The organism is Alistipes sp. AF48-12 (genome assembly GCF_003477565.1).
Taxonomy (GTDB): domain Bacteria; phylum Bacteroidota; class Bacteroidia; order Bacteroidales; family Rikenellaceae; genus Alistipes_A; species Alistipes_A hominis.
Genome location: NZ_QUDJ01000025.1, coordinates 1 through 14396 on the forward strand (window position 1 = coordinate 1; position 14396 = coordinate 14396).

The following is a 14396-nucleotide window of genomic DNA, read 5'->3' on the forward strand; positions in this document are numbered from 1 at the left end:
TTATTAAATAAAAAAGGAGATAATTTTTGGCATTCTGTAATTGTGATTGATGATTTCTTCAATGAAATCAATTGTGATAACGAATTAGACGATAATGCTATTCAACCTAAATTGTTTGATAATTCTGCTGATAGAAAATTATTTAAGGAACTAATTACGCAACTCAATGAGTTTCTCAAAAAGAAAAGACGCCCATTCCTAAAGGAGCAAGCAGAAGTTATGGTAACCAAATATAAGAATGAAGATGTTTTCCCTAAATTTGGTACTGAAGATTGGGATATAGTGCGTAGAGAAGGTTTGGAAAACTTCGTAAAGGAACTATACGAAGTAGAACCTGCTGTTTTCATGAAGTTGAACAAAGAACAAAAAAGAGTTTTCTTAGAACTTCTAAATTTGGTGATGGATAGCGGTGAGCGCGATAGTCTGTTTAAGATTTTAGATGCAGTTGTTGAATTAGACTCGAACGATAGGAAAGAATTTGCAAAAATATTAGAAATAACGAGGTTAAAACAAGTCGTTTCCACGATTAAGCTTATTTCAGACAGATTGCTGACACTGGAGAATCTAAAAAAGATTGTTTTTAATCATACTTTACAAGCCAATGAAGTTCGTGATTTGCAGTCGTTCATAGAAAAACACTATTGGATTTTTGGCGAAGAATATAGAATGGTATGTGCGGAAGAGGTCAAATTTGAAGAGGCTTTAAGAAAATACATTTATATTCTGCGTGGAGTTAGCGAGAAAAAATATATTGCTCACCCTAATAAATACAAAGAAATGGATTTATTTCTTACTGGTACTGATTTTAGGGATGGGAGACCTCATAATATAGTTGTGGAAATCAAAAATCCGACAACTATAAAACAATTAAAATCAGAACAGTTAAATCAATTAGAACAATATATGGATGTTATTCTAAAACAAGATTGTTTTAATGATGCTAATGAGTTCTGGACTTTCATTTTGATAGGACAAGACTATGATGATATTGTAGGTCGAAGGGTCATAAATAAGCTTACTGGTTTAGTCCAAAATGACAGTAATTATAGCCTCTATGTAAAAAAATGGAGTGAAATAACAAATGAGGTGGAACGTAGGCTGAAATATTTGCTTGATAAGCTCAAAATAGAAAGAGCCACTTTATCTAAATCCCAATCATTAAATGAGGTAATGAATGAAGTTTCAAATAACACGGCCGCAATGGTTAGTTGAACTTAATATAGTCATAATGCTCAATATAAAGAATTACAAATTACTCCTGTCACAGATAGCTGTAGCAGGAGTAATTCTCAAAACGGGAGTCTGATACATCTTGTTGTTATATATTATTTCTGTTGCAACAGATGTTTCAGATTCTCGTCACCAGCGATGCGCTCCAACTCGTCGGCGACAATCTGTTTCACCTCCTCCTTGATGCGCCTGTAATTCGCCTTCACCATTTCCTTCATGCAGTCGTTGCCGTTCGCGTCCGCGAAGTCGGTAATGACGGGTATCGGCTTGTAGGCTTTCTCCTCGCGCTTCATTTTCTCGGCATCCACGACAATCTCACAGTGGAAAATCTTCTGCTTGATACGCTCGTTGAAGTTGTCGGACACCGAACCGACGAACATCCCCTGCGTCAAGCCGGAAATTTTGCTCGGCGGGATAAGCGCGTCCATCTGCGTGTTGATGGAGGTGGAAACATCCTGCCGGTTGATGGAGATGGACTGCCGCTTTTGAAGCACCTTTCCGAACCGCTCCGAGAGCGTCTTGGCTGTTTCGCCCACCACCTGCCCGGAGAAGATATTGCCGACCGTGTTCATCACCACTTTCGCCTCGCGGTCCCCATAGTCACGCACCAACTGGCTGAAATCCTGAAAACCCAGACACACGGCAACCTTGTTGCTTCGCGCGGTGGCGATAAGGTTGTCCAGCCCCTTGAAGTATATCGTCGGCAGCTCGTCTATGATGACCGACGACTTCAGCATCCCTTTCTTGTTGATAAGTTTAACGATACGGGAATTATACAGACCGAGAGCCGCCCCGTATATGTTCTGTCGGTCGGGATTGTTGCCCACGCAGAGAATTTTCGGTTCTTCGGGATTGTTGATGTCCAGCGTGAACTCGCTGTCCGACATTACCCAATAGAGCTGCGGGGAAATCATGCGTGACAGCGGAATTTTCGCCGAAGCAATCTGCCCCATTAACTGCTCCGCAGCCCCTCCGAGCCACGCGTCCATGAATGGCGAGAGATAGTTCTCCAGTTCGGGATAAGAGGTCAGAATCGGGAAAATATCCTCGTAACGGCGGTTCAGGAACTCGATGGCATGGGGGAACGTGCAATACTTGCCGTTCTGAAAAATTTTAAGATACCAGATGATAGCCGCGAAAAGGATGATGGGCGATTCCACAAAGAAGTCGCCCTGCTTCTGCACCCAACTCTTGTTTAAATTGAGCATGATGGTGTACGCGCTCTCGTAAGCGTCCGTAATGTCCTCCATGAAATCTGGGTGAATGGGATTGCAACGGTGGCTGCGTCGCGGGTCGTCGAAGTTTATCACGTAGAACTTCGGCTTCACCTTGTATCCCTCCGGGTGGTTGAGCAGATGATTATAGGCTATCGTGGACAAGTCACTGAATTTGAAATCATAGACATACATCGAGAAGCCCTTCTCAATCTGCTGCTTGATGAAACTGTTTACCACCGCGTATGACTTTCCGCTGCCCGGCGTACCCAGCACGATGGAGGCGCGGAATGGGTTCACCACGTTGATCCAGCCGTTGTTCCAACGTTTCCTATAATAAAAGCGGGTGGGCAGATTGACCGAATACTCGCTTTCGATGAGCCGTGTTTCCTGCATGAAGCTCTCGTTCTCGTTGTTGAACACGTCATCCATAAGGTTGTGTTTCAACAGGCGGCTCATCCACAGACCGCCCATCAGCAGGCAGACATAGCCCGTGCCTACGGTCAGCGCGTAAAGTCCCGTCACCGCTTCAACCGGCAGCGGCAATGCCAGTATCCACCAGTTGAGGAAGAACAACACGAACCCTGCGGCAAGTGCCGTCCAGATCCTTCCCCAAGTGATTTTCTCTCCCTTGACGCCCTTCGTCCCCAGACAGGACAGGGCAAGCAGGAGGACGGCGAACAGTTTCGTGTAGAGGATGGAATGGAACAGCCCCGCCGTGCGGTTGAAGTTCATCAGGATTCTGTCCACTACGCCGATGTCCACGCCCCAGAGCCGTATGGCTTCATAGCAGAACCAGTACACGTTCATGACCACTAAAATAATACTCACGGCACGCAGAAAATCCATGATTTTCGCCAATGCCCTCAAATCGTCTTCTTGTTGTGACATAGATTGAAAAATTTTGATGTTGATACTTACGGTTACATTCCCAAGCCCTTGCGCCTCTTCTTTTTCCTCTTGCGCTGCATCGCCCGGATAAAGGCTTCCTCCTCGGCATCCACAGCCGGACCTTCGGGAGTGAGCAGACCGACACCGCCCGCCGTGTTCTCGTGGTCGGATGCGGTCTGTCCGCGCATATCCTCTTCTGTTTCCACCGGAACGGACAGCGGAATCGGCGGCTGTCCGGCATAAGGCAGCGTAAAGTGTTCCTGCAAGGCGTTGGCGGAAAGTTCCTTGCCCATGCGCGAGCCGTTCAGCACGCAGCCCGTTCGGTGGTCTATGAACGTGGCTCCGTAGATGCGCCCTTCCTCCGTGTAGCGCAGTACGGTGTCGATGCCCTTTTCCTTGAGCCGCGAAACGAACTTCTCCTTGTCATACGTGCCTTCAAGCACGGAAAGCACGGTGCGTTTCGTCATGTCGGCGAGTTTCCGGTCCTTAATCTCCTGTTTGGAACGGGCAAACTTCTTCTGCACGGCTTCATAGCCTGCGGACTTCCCGAAAAGCGAGGACTTGAACGGGTTGCCAGTCTTGTTCCCGGCATCATCGGTGACGGAATAGACCAGCCCGTGATACTCACGCCCGCGCACGTTTCCCCGCGCTTCCTCCACCGTCATATTATATAAGGATAGGAGGGCGCGATATTCGCCCATCGTCCGGAAACGGTACTGTCCACTCAGAGCCTTGACGGTATTTCCGACCTGCCTCTTCACGTCGCCCGCCGAAGCGTCCACCTTGCGCAGCGGATTTTCCAGCCGTAGGTTCTTACGCTCCGCCGGGTGCAGCCCGTACTTCCGTTCCAGTTCCCTGCGGATGCGGTCGCTGCGGCGGAAGAGGAAATCCTGATTGAGCCGCCTGCCTTTCTCGTCCACATTGATTGTCACGATGTGCAGGTGGTGACGGTCTATGTCCTCGTGCTTGACAACAAGGTACGGCTGGTTCCCGTAGCCGAGTTTCTCCAGATACTCGCGTGCGATGTCCTGCAATTCCGTATCTGTCAGCACGTCGTCGGGATGCGGGTTGAGCGAGATATGGAGTACCGGTTTCTCCACCCTCGTATGCTCCGGCATACAGGCGAGAAAACCTTCCATCGCCTTGCGTATGTCCACCGTCCCCGTGCCGTCATTGTAGATGCGGTTGGTGGTGAGCAGCCGCCCTTTCGCCCCGTTGATCTTTTCCCCGTTGTAGGCAAGCGCGCCGTACAACGACTTTCCTACACTGATTTTTGCGACCATTTCGCCTCCATTTCCCTTGAAAGTTCCACAATCTGACGGCTCAGTTTCACGAGTTCGACGGTCTGTTGCTCCAGCTTGTAGAGCAACGCCATCGCCTTTTTCTCGGAAAAATGCAGCCTGAGTTCCTTCACGACTTGGTTGTAGTTCGTGCCTACCGCGCGGAACTGCGCATGGAAATCGGACAGTCTGGTGTAGTAATCCACCAGCGTCCTGTCCACTTTCAGCACCCTGAACGGTTGCCCGAAGAAGTGCGCCTTGATGAAAACCGACTTGGCGTAAACGCCCGACTTCTCGAACATGGCGAGGAAACGGTTGTGTTCCTCCTCGTTGAAACGGACGGTGTAACGGAACACCGCCGGGTCAAGTTTGGGATTTCTCCCGGTCTTGTTTCTTTTCTCTTTCATATAAACTTTGGATTTAGCGGATGGACGGCATAAGCCGCCGCTTCTTGGCACAGACACCGCAGGTTTGAAAGGCTTCCCGACTTCGGAGAGGAAGCCCGCCCCCTGCAAGGGCAAGTGCTTTTCGTGGCTGCTCAAAACGTTTTGAGCGGCTGAAAAGACATCTTGCTATGTTCAGGCGAACATAAAAATCCGTCGGGGACGGATTGGGGGAATGCCTTTCAAACTCCGGGCTGCACCACCTGCGGCGAACCCTGCCGTTCGGGTGCAAAGTTACGCCCTTAAAGCGGTATCGGACAGAGGCTTGACCCGGACAATCAGTGCCAACCGGCGCAACATGCCGCCACTTGCCGGGGAAGTGGTACAGGTTCCAAAATATCCTTGTTTATTTGCAGCATGATTCAAGAAACGAACAATTTGAAGATATGAAAAATGAGGCTTTCAAATACCCGGCAAACCGCTTCGGCGGCTATTTTCCTGACCGGATACCCGAACCTTCGGATACCCGGCTTTCCAATGACGCGGTGATTCACGGATTCAATGACTTCATGACGCAATGTCGTCATTCACCAGTTATCCGAATCCCTGCCTCACCGTTGAAGCGGATACGTGACGAACCGGACGGGCGGAGATTCGCGGATGCGGATATACATGTCACCGATTCCGTATCGGAGCAGGAAAACAATTCATCAACCATTAAAACCAACAGAACCATGAGTAATGAAACATTCGTTGCATTCGCAACACAGAAAGGGGGTATCGGCAAATCCACCGTCACGGCACTTGCCGCCAACTACCTCCACAACGTGAAAGGACACAATGTCGCCGTCATAGACTGCGACGCCCCACAGCACAGCATACACGGGTTGCGTGAACGTGAAACGGGACTTATCGGCGGGAGCCTCTATTTCAAGGCACTCGCGTGTGACCACTTCCGCAAGATAAGGAAGAACGCCTATCCGGTCATCGCAAGCGACGCCCTTGACGCCCTCGATGACGCCGAAAGGATGCTTGCCGCAGAAGAGGTGAAACCCGACGTCGTGTTCTTCGACATGCCGGGAACCCTGAAAAGCAACGGCGTGGTCAAGACCCTCTCGCAGATGGACTACATCTTCGCGCCCATGAGTGCCGACCGTTTTGTCGTGGAAAGCACCCTGCAATTCGCCGTGATGTTCCGTGACAACCTCATGACGACGGGACAGGCGAAAACAAAAGGGCTGTACCTGTTCTGGACGATGGTGGACGGCAGGGAGAAGAACGGGCTTTACGACCTGTATGAGGATGTGATCGCCGAGATGGGGCTGCCGGTGCTGTCCACCCGCCTGCCCGACAGCAAGAAGTTCCGGCGCGACCTCTCGGAAGAGCGCAAGAGCGTGTTCCGCTCGACTATCTTCCCGATGGATGCGTCCCTGCTGAAAGGAAGCGGCATCCGTGAGTTCTCGGAAGAGATAAGCCGTATCATCAGACCTCAATAATCATGGGCAGCAGGAAAGTGAACACCGAAGGCATTGACGAGGAACTGTTGATAGCCTCCATCGGCAGACGCAGGCAGGACGGGACCCTGTACCACGCGCAGGAGCCGCCCGCGCCTGCTCCCGAAGAAGAAAGCGTCCCTGAGACGGAACCGCCGCCCGTGCAATACACGGCAAAGGAAAAACCGCAGAGGGACACCGTCCGCCGCAAACGGCAGGAGGACGACTATTCCGGGCTGTTCCTCCGCCGCAACGAGATAAAGACGCGCCAGTGCGTCTATATCAGCCGTGACGTCCACAGCAAGATTCTCAAAATCGTGAACGACATCGCCGGGCGTGAAATCTCGGTAGGCGGCTACGTGGACACCGTGCTGCGCCAACATCTGGAACAGCACAAGGAGAAAATAAACGAACTGTACAAGAAACAACGTGAAGACTTGATTTGAATATGGAAAAGAACCGGAAAAACAGAAGTCCGCAGCATGACGGCGGCGGTATGCTTGCCCAAGTGCAGGCGAGTGTGGAAATCCTGTCCCCCGTGCCGTTAGGCGGCAAATGCGGTGAGAAGGACTATGAACGGCTGTTCATCCGTGAAGCCGAAGTGAAGGCACGCGAGGGAAAGATGGCGTATGTGCGCCCGGAGTACCACGACCGCATCATGCGCATCACCCGTGTGATCGGGCACGACCGGCTGTCGCTGTCCGCCTACATCGACCATGTGCTTACGCACCACTTCAACCAGTGCGAGGAGGCGATAAAGAGCCTTTACGCCCGGAATTACGACGCAGTATTTTAACCCTCAAAAAAGAGAACGTGCATGAGTGAAACAATAAGCATGACTGATATTCTGCTGACCGTATCGGTCGGCTGCAACCTGTGGTTTCTGTTCCTGCTCCTTTATGACAGGATCATGGAAACCAGACTTGTCCGCTTCCTCAGAAGCATAGCCGGACTGTGGCGGTCGTTGGGCGGCACTGCGGCAAAGCCCGAAACAGTAAGGGAAACACCGCCCGCAGACACCCCGGACATCATCGGCAAGAGCCGTTTCAGGATGGCACCGACCCGGACAACCGCTGCCATACCGACGCAAGAAGCCGCCACTTCGGAAAAAGGCATTGAGCTGACGGAGGAAGAGGCTACTTTTGACGACGGAAACACGGAAACCGTGTCCCGTCCCGCACAAGTCCCGGAGGATAAACTCGACGAAACCTTCACGAGCCTCACGCCTTCGGAACTGGAGTTCGGGGAGGACGAGCCGGAGGAAGAAACGCCCGACGCGCCGAGGGCATCGGGAAGCAGTTTCGACGAGATAGACGATGCGGTCAGAACCGCCAAAAAACCGGAAGCGACAGCGACGGAACGGGAGCGGGCGGCAAAGGTCTTCACCGACATGGAAGGGACGGAGCTGTACGAGAAGCTGATGACCGGCTCGTCCGAAATGAGCATCCGCATCAAGGGGCTTATCGAAATCCGGCTGAAGAAGCCGAAAAAGGATTTTGTCGTCCCGGACAATATTGAGGACTTCGACATCCGCGACTATGTATAACGAAAAAAGAAATGGTAATGAAAATGTAAAATTACACCCATGCGGCGAGGAAGCGCAAGGCACGTCCGGTCCGCAACGGACACACCCAAGTCCGTAGAAACAAACGGGCAGCCCACTAAACCAAAGAAAAGTAACCGAGTATCAACCGCCCGATAAAGGACCATCCACCCTTTTGACGGCACAAAACAAGAACAGTTTATGAACAAGAACAACAGACAGAAACTTATCCTATCTGCGGCACTTCTTATTGCCGCAACCGCCTCCGCCTTCGCGCAGGGAAACGGCATCGCGGGCATCAACGAAGCCACCTCTATGGTGAGTTCGTATTTCGACCCCGGCACGAAACTCATCTACGCCATCGGCGCGGTAGTCGGGCTTATCGGGGGCGTGAAAGTGTACGGGAAATTCTCGTCCGGCGATCCCGACACCTCCAAGACTGCCGCCTCGTGGTTCGGGGCGTGCATCTTCCTGATTGTCGCCGCCACCATCCTGCGCTCATTCTTCCTTTAATAAACAATGTATGGCTGAATACCCGATAAACAAGGGTATCGGCCGTCCGGTAGAGTTCAAGGGCTTGAAGGCTCAGTACCTCTTCATCTTCTGCGGAGGTCTGCTGGCTCTCTTCGTCCTGTTCATCATCCTCTACATGGTCGGCATCGACCAGTGGATATGTATCGGCTTCGGCGTGGCATCGTCCTCCGTCCTCGTATGGCAGACCTTCGCGCTTAACGCCCGGTACGGCGAACACGGACTGATGAAATTAGGGGCAACAAGGAGCCATCCCCGATACCTTATCAACCGGCGGCGGATCACCCGATTATTCAAACGGAAACGAAAGGAAGAAACGACATGAGGAATACATCCAAAATGACAACACTGGAAAACAAATTCCCGCTAATGGCGGTGGAGCAAGGCTGCATCATATCCAAAGACGCCGACATCACGGTGGCTTTCGAGGTGGAGCTGCCGGAGCTTTATACCGTGACGGGCGCGGAGTACGAGGCGATACACGGCTGCTGGTGCAAGGCGATCAAGGTGCTGCCGGACTTCTCCGTCGTCCACAAGCAGGACTGGTTCATCAAGGAGAAGTACACGCCGGAACTTCACAAGGACGACATGAGTTTTTTGAGCCGCTCTTTCGAGCGTCACTTCAACGAGCGTCCGTACCTGAAGCACACGTGCTACCTCTACCTGACCAAGACGACAAAGGAGCGTAACCGGATGCAGAGCAATTTCAGCACGCTGTGCCGGGGGCATATTATCCCGAAGGAGCTGAATAAGGAAACCGCCGCGAAGTTCATGGAGGCTGCGGAACAGTTCGAGCGCATCATCAACGACAGCGGCTTCGTCAGGCTGCGCCGCCTCTCCACCGACGAGATCGTGGGGACGGACGGCAAAGCCGGGCTGATAGAGCGTTACTTCTCACTCATGCCCGAAGGCGACGCCACGTTGCAGGACATCGACCTCTCGGCAAGGGAGATGCGCATCGGTGACAACCGCCTGTGCCTGCACACCCTGTCCGACGCGGAAGACCTGCCCGGCACGGTGGCTACCGACACCCGGTATGAGAAACTCTCCACCGACCGCTCGGACTGCCGCCTCTCCTTCGCCTCCCCGGTGGGGCTGCTGCTCTCCTGCAACCACATCTACAACCAGTACGTGATTATCGACAACAGCGAGGAGAACCTCCAAAAATTCGAGAAGTCCGCAAGGAATATGCAGTCGCTCTCGCGCTATTCGAGGAGCAACAGCATCAACCGCGAGTGGATAGACCGCTACCTGAACGAGGCGCACTCCTACGGGCTGACCTCGGTGCGGGCGCACTTCAACGTCATGGCGTGGAGCGACGATGCGGAGGGACTGAAACACATAAAGAACGACGTGGGCAGCCAGCTGGCAAGCATGGAGTGCGTGCCGCGCCACAACACCATCGACTGCCCGACACTTTATTGGGCGGCTATGCCCGGCAATGCTGCGGACTTCCCGGCGGAAGAGAGTTTCCACACCTTCATCGAACAGGCTGTGTGCCTCTTCACGGAGGAAACCAACTATCGCAGCTCGCTCTCGCCCTTCGGCATCAAGATGGTGGACAGGCTCACGGGAAAGCCGCTGCACCTCGACATCAGTGACCTGCCGATGAAGCGGGGCATCACCACGAACCGTAACAAGTTCGTATTGGGTCCTTCGGGCAGTGGCAAGTCGTTCTTCATGAACCACCTCGTGCGGCAATACTACGAGCAGGGCGCGCATGTGGTATTGGTGGACACGGGAAACTCCTATCAGGGGCTATGCGAGATGATACGGCGCAAGACGGGCGGCACGGACGGCGTGTATTTTACCTACACGGAGGAGAAGCCCATCAGCTTCAACCCGTTCTATACCGACGACTACGTGTTCGACGTGGAAAAGAAGGACAGCATAAAGACGCTGCTGCTGACGCTCTGGAAGTCGGAGGACGACAAGGTGACGAAAACCGAAAGTGGAGAATTGGGCAGTGCCGTGAGTGCCTACATCGAGCGCATCAGGGCAGACAGGAGCATCGTCCCCTCGTTCAACACCTTCTACGAGTACATGCGCGACGACTACCGCAGGGAACTGGCGGAGCGTGACATCAAGGTGGAGAAGGAGGACTTCAACATCGACAACATGCTTACCACCATGCGGCAGTATTACCGGGGCGGACGCTACGACTTCCTGCTCAACTCGGCGGAGAACATCGACCTGCTGGGCAAGCGGTTCATCGTCTTCGAGATCGATTCCATCAAGGACAACCGCGAACTGTTCCCGGTAGTGACCATCATCATCATGGAAGCCTTCATCAACAAGATGCGCAGGTTGAAGGGCGTGAGAAAGCAGCTTATCGTGGAAGAGGCTTGGAAGGCTCTCTCGTCGGCAAATATGGCTGACTACCTGCGCTATATGTACAAGACGGTGCGCAAGTATTTCGGTGAGGCAATCGTGGTGACGCAGGAGGTGGACGACATCATTTCCTCGCCCGTCGTCAAGGAGAGCATCATCAACAACTCCGACTGCAAGATACTTCTTGACCAGCGCAAGTACATGAACAAGTTCGACCAGATTCAGGCGTTGCTCGGACTGACGGAGAAGGAGAAGTCGCAGATACTCTCCATCAACATGGCGAACAACCCCTCACGGCTCTACAAGGAGGTGTGGATAGGCTTGGGCGGCACGCAGTCGGCGGTCTATGCCACCGAGGTGAGCGCGGAAGAGTATCTGGCGTACACCACCGAGGAAACGGAGAAGGTGGAGGTGTACCGTCTGGCGGAGCAGCTGGGCGGAGACATCGAAGCCGCCATCCGGCAGCTTGCCGAAAGGCGGAGAAACAAGAAATAAGTAATCAATAATCGGTAAAACAGATTTATCAACGAAAAAAAGAAAAGCGTATGAGCATATCAAGAATGAAGATGCTGCAAGTCAGCAAGTGTCTGATCGGACTGGCGGTCATGGTGCTGCAATCCTGCGACGTGGCGGAGAACCGCCGCGACCTGCTGTGCGGGAACTGGGAAAGCGTGGAGGGCAAGCCCGACGTGCTTATCTACAAGGAGGGCGAAGCCTACAAGGTGACGGTATTCAAACGGAGCGGCATCCGCCGCAAGCTGAAACCGGAAACCTACCTCTTGCAGGAGGAGAACGGCAACCTGTTCATGAACACCGGCTTCCGCATCGACGTGGCGTATAACGAAGCCTCCGACGTGCTGACCTTCTCACCCAACGGGGACTACGTGCGTGTGAAGCAGCAGCCGGAAACTCCGGCAGAAAAATAAGAACCGCTAAAATCCAAAGAAACATGAGAACAAGAATAACATTCGCCATCTGCCTGTGCCTGCTTTTCGCGGGCAGGGCTTCCGCCCAATGGGTCGTGAGCGATCCGGGCAATCTGGCGCAGGGCATCATCAACGCCTCGAAGAACATCATCCACACCTCGAAGACCGCCGCCAACATGGTGAACAACTTTCAGGAAACGGTGAAAATCTACGAGCAGGGCGTGCGACACGTATAGTTGCATAAATGATTGTTTAACAAGCGGCTAACCGTCGAGAACGGACAGCCAAAGTTTAAACCTACTGTTCCGTCAGTAGTAGCCTACGGGCGCGTGTATTACGAGTAATTGTTTTGTACGGAGCCGCCCGGACAAAGTAACCCGCCGAAAGGGAAGCCGAAGCCGCAAGGTGGAAGCAACTACCGCCAGCATCAGGAGGTTAGGGAGCGAGGCTGAGTGATATGGCTAACGAGAGTGAACTGTCTTTGACGCATCGTAAGGTATGAAACAAGCTAAAGATGCTATAAGGCTTGAACCAAAATGGTAAGCAGCCGGATAACCCCGAACCTTGTGGGGTTACACGGACACAAGCGCTGCCGGTGTATAGACAGAGCCTAAGTCATTCGAAAGTCATTTATGTAAAACGTGGTAAGCCCGTATCTCTCCTGTCTTAGGCAGGTAAGCAAGCCGTAAGGTGAGCCGAACGGGGTGCGGGTATAGGATTGCGGAGAAAGCGAACGCCATTCTGTAATGGAATGGATAGGGGTTTAAACGTCACCTCACGGGAAACCGGGCAGACTTCCGCGTTAGGTAACTTTTTACAAGAAACTTGTTGAACTTTTAAAAGGAGGAAAGCAAATGAACGAGATTAGAACATCGTGTGCGCCTACTGACCGACAGATCAGCAGTTGGGAAAGTATCGACTGGAACAAATGCGATTTAGAGGTTAGAAAGCTGCAAGCACGTATTGTAAAGGCTCAAAAGGAAGGTCGCCATGGCAAAGTTAAATCTTTGCAATGGCTGCTGACCCACTCGTTCGCGGCTAAAGCATTAGCTGTGAAACGAGTGACTTCCAACAACGGGAAGAACACATCGGGAGTAGACAAAGTTTTATGGTCTACCCCGGTCGCTAAGGCGAACGCTATCACAGAGCTGAAAAGGCGGGATTACAATCCTATGCCTTTGAAGCGGGTAAACATTCGCAAGAGTAACGGAAAACTGCGCCCGTTAGGGATACCGACTATGAAAGACAGGGCAATGCAAGCGCTGTACCTCATGGCATTAGACCCCGTTGCAGAAACTACTGCGGATAACCATTCGTACGGTTTCCGTAAGGAAAGATGCACGGGCGACGCCATACACCAATGCTATATCAACCTGTCCAAAGAGTCATCCCCGCAGTGGTTATGGAGGGCGACATCAAAGGATGCTTCGACCACATCAGCCACAACTGGTTGCTGAACAATATCCCGATGGATAAAGTGATGCTCCGCAAATGGCTGAAAAGCGGTTTCATTTTCAACAAACAGCTTTTCCCCACCGAGGAAGGTACTCCGCAGGGCGGTATCATTTCGCCGACACTTGCGAATATGACGCTCGATGGTATCGAGAAACTTTTGGCCGAGAATTTCCCGATTCATTGGCCGAATAAAACTACCTATTATCCGAAGATACACCTCATTCGTTACGCCGATGATTTCATTATTACCGCGCGTAGCAAAGAGGAGTTGGAACAGAGGGTGCTACCCTTAATCCGTGAGTTTCTTCAAGTAAGGGGGCTTACCCTATCAGAAGAAAAGACGAAGATAACCCACATCGACGAGGGGTTTGATTTTCTCGGTTTCAACATTCGGAAATACAAAGGTAAGTTTCTCATTAAGCCGTCTAAAGAGAGCCAAAAGAAATTTCAACGGAAGATCAACGAGATTATCACATCTCATCACTCTATCCCACAGGAATCGCTAATCAGGCTTCTTAATCCGGTGATTACCGGGTGGGCGAACTATTACCAACACGTGGTATCGGGCAAAGTGTTCCAGAAAATGGATTTTCACATTTACCAGAAACTTATGCAATGGTCGCTCCGGCGACATCCGGCAAAGGGTAAATGGTGGGTAGCCGAAAAGTATTTCCACAGACACAGGGGCAGGTCGTGGGTCTTTGCCGCACCTTTCGATAAAGACGGCAGAACCGAACTGCATCCCGTCAAGTGGCTGACGGATACCAAGATTACCCGCTATGCAAAGCTAAAATGCGATGCAAATCCTTATGACCCGGATTGGCAGGAGTATTTCGAGAAACGGGAAACCCGTTTGATGCTCCAGTCCGCGAAAGGTAGAAACACGATTGTCCGTATCTGGAAACGCCAACAGCGTAAATGTCCTTACTGCGGTGAACCCATTACCCGGAATACCCCGTGGCGGGTGTCCGAGAAAGTGGTACACGGCCATACCGAGCGAACGCTCGTGCATAGCTACTGCGGCAGGATCAATGTTCAACCTCTTAAAAACGAAGAATATGAGTCGGTTTCACAACAGAAACTTTGAGTTACTTGAGCCGTATGAGGGGAAACTCTCAC

General features: G+C 52.0%; 11 protein-coding genes and 3 pseudogenes. 11 read left to right on the top strand and 3 right to left on the bottom strand.

Annotated features, from left to right (window positions below; translation table 11 throughout):
• Window positions 1-1212, top strand: a pseudogene (locus DW082_RS12715) (hypothetical protein); the annotation flags it as partial.
• Window positions 1213-1325: 113 nt separating this feature from the next.
• On the opposite strand, the gene mobC reads toward DW082_RS12715, so the two are convergent.
• The 3 genes from mobC to mobA are packed head-to-tail and all read right to left on the bottom strand — an operon-like array spanning window position 1326 to window position 5022.
• A complete protein-coding gene (mobC, locus tag DW082_RS12720) occupies window positions 1326-3335 on the bottom strand; it encodes a conjugal transfer protein MobC (protein ID WP_008645597.1) in 2010 nt (669 codons plus the stop codon).
• A gap of 32 nt (window positions 3336-3367) precedes the next feature.
• A complete protein-coding gene (gene mobB, locus DW082_RS12725) occupies window positions 3368-4618 on the bottom strand; it encodes a conjugal transfer protein MobB (RefSeq protein ID WP_008645598.1) in 1251 nt (416 codons plus the stop codon).
• Window positions 4597-5022, bottom strand: coding sequence for a conjugal transfer protein MobA (mobA, locus tag DW082_RS12730; RefSeq protein WP_005944180.1), 426 nt, complete (start codon window positions 5020-5022; stop codon window positions 4597-4599). Before mobA ends, mobB begins: the two co-directional genes overlap by 22 nt.
• A 422-nt stretch (window positions 5023-5444) precedes the next feature.
• Here mobA and DW082_RS12740 point away from each other — a divergent pair, with 422 nt between their 5' ends.
• The 10 genes and pseudogenes from DW082_RS12740 to ltrA all read left to right on the top strand — a co-directional run bounded on the left by DW082_RS12740 (window position 5445) and on the right by ltrA (window position 14364).
• Complete coding sequence (locus DW082_RS12740; protein WP_117969097.1) at window positions 5445-6494, top strand: ParA family protein; 1050 nt, start codon at window positions 5445-5447, stop codon at window positions 6492-6494.
• Between the two features lie 2 nt (window positions 6495-6496).
• Entirely contained in the window at window positions 6497-6937 is a 441-nt protein-coding gene (locus tag DW082_RS12745) for a DUF3408 domain-containing protein (RefSeq protein ID WP_005944168.1), read from the top strand.
• 2 nt (window positions 6938-6939) lie between these two features.
• Window positions 6940-7287, top strand: a complete 348-nt coding sequence (locus DW082_RS12750; protein WP_008645600.1) for a DUF3408 domain-containing protein — start codon at window positions 6940-6942, stop codon at window positions 7285-7287.
• Window positions 7288-7308: 21 nt separating this feature from the next.
• Entirely contained in the window at window positions 7309-8037 is a 729-nt protein-coding gene (locus tag DW082_RS12755; RefSeq protein WP_008645601.1) for a hypothetical protein, read from the top strand.
• 198 nt (window positions 8038-8235) lie between these two features.
• Window positions 8236-8547 carry a DUF4134 domain-containing protein gene (locus tag DW082_RS12760; RefSeq protein WP_008645602.1) on the top strand — a complete coding sequence of 104 codons (312 nt, stop codon included), beginning with the start codon at window positions 8236-8238 and terminating at the stop codon, window positions 8545-8547.
• 10 nt (window positions 8548-8557) lie between these two features.
• Window positions 8558-8890: a DUF4133 domain-containing protein gene (locus tag DW082_RS12765; protein WP_032535929.1), complete on the top strand. Its 333-nt coding sequence runs from the start codon at window positions 8558-8560 to the stop codon at window positions 8888-8890.
• The gene (locus DW082_RS12770) at window positions 8887-11391 is read left to right on the top strand and encodes a TraG family conjugative transposon ATPase (RefSeq protein WP_032535928.1); all 2505 of its coding nucleotides are present in this window, start codon (window positions 8887-8889) and stop codon (window positions 11389-11391) included. Before DW082_RS12765 ends, DW082_RS12770 begins: the two co-directional genes overlap by 4 nt.
• A 50-nt stretch (window positions 11392-11441) precedes the next feature.
• Window positions 11442-11822: a DUF3876 domain-containing protein gene (locus DW082_RS12775; protein WP_008645992.1), complete on the top strand. Its 381-nt coding sequence runs from the start codon at window positions 11442-11444 to the stop codon at window positions 11820-11822.
• Between the two features lie 23 nt (window positions 11823-11845).
• Window positions 11846-12052 (top strand): annotated as a pseudogene (locus DW082_RS12780) (DUF4141 domain-containing protein); the annotation flags it as partial.
• 624 nt (window positions 12053-12676) lie between these two features.
• A pseudogene (gene ltrA, locus DW082_RS12785) lies at window positions 12677-14364 on the top strand (group II intron reverse transcriptase/maturase).
• The last annotated feature ends 32 nt before the right edge of the window (window positions 14365-14396 follow it).

Excerpts from the sequence above, each read along its gene's own strand:
- DW082_RS12750 (WP_008645600.1), top strand. The coding sequence starts at position 6,940 with ATGGAAAAGAACCGGAAAAACAGAAGTCCGCAGCATGACGGCGGCGGT.
- DW082_RS12760 (WP_008645602.1), top strand. The coding sequence starts at position 8,236 with ATGAACAAGAACAACAGACAGAAACTTATCCTATCTGCGGCACTTCTT.
- DW082_RS12765 (WP_032535929.1), top strand. The coding sequence starts at position 8,558 with ATGGCTGAATACCCGATAAACAAGGGTATCGGCCGTCCGGTAGAGTTC.
- DW082_RS12745 (WP_005944168.1), top strand. The coding sequence starts at position 6,497 with ATGGGCAGCAGGAAAGTGAACACCGAAGGCATTGACGAGGAACTGTTG.
- mobC (WP_008645597.1), bottom strand. The coding sequence starts at position 3,335 with ATGTCACAACAAGAAGACGATTTGAGGGCATTGGCGAAAATCATGGAT.
- mobA (WP_005944180.1), bottom strand. The coding sequence starts at position 5,022 with ATGAAAGAGAAAAGAAACAAGACCGGGAGAAATCCCAAACTTGACCCG.
- DW082_RS12740 (WP_117969097.1), top strand. The coding sequence starts at position 5,445 with ATGAAAAATGAGGCTTTCAAATACCCGGCAAACCGCTTCGGCGGCTAT.
- DW082_RS12755 (WP_008645601.1), top strand. The coding sequence starts at position 7,309 with ATGAGTGAAACAATAAGCATGACTGATATTCTGCTGACCGTATCGGTC.
- mobB (WP_008645598.1), bottom strand. The coding sequence starts at position 4,618 with ATGGTCGCAAAAATCAGTGTAGGAAAGTCGTTGTACGGCGCGCTTGCC.
- DW082_RS12770 (WP_032535928.1), top strand. The coding sequence starts at position 8,887 with ATGAGGAATACATCCAAAATGACAACACTGGAAAACAAATTCCCGCTA.
- DW082_RS12775 (WP_008645992.1), top strand. The coding sequence starts at position 11,442 with ATGAGCATATCAAGAATGAAGATGCTGCAAGTCAGCAAGTGTCTGATC.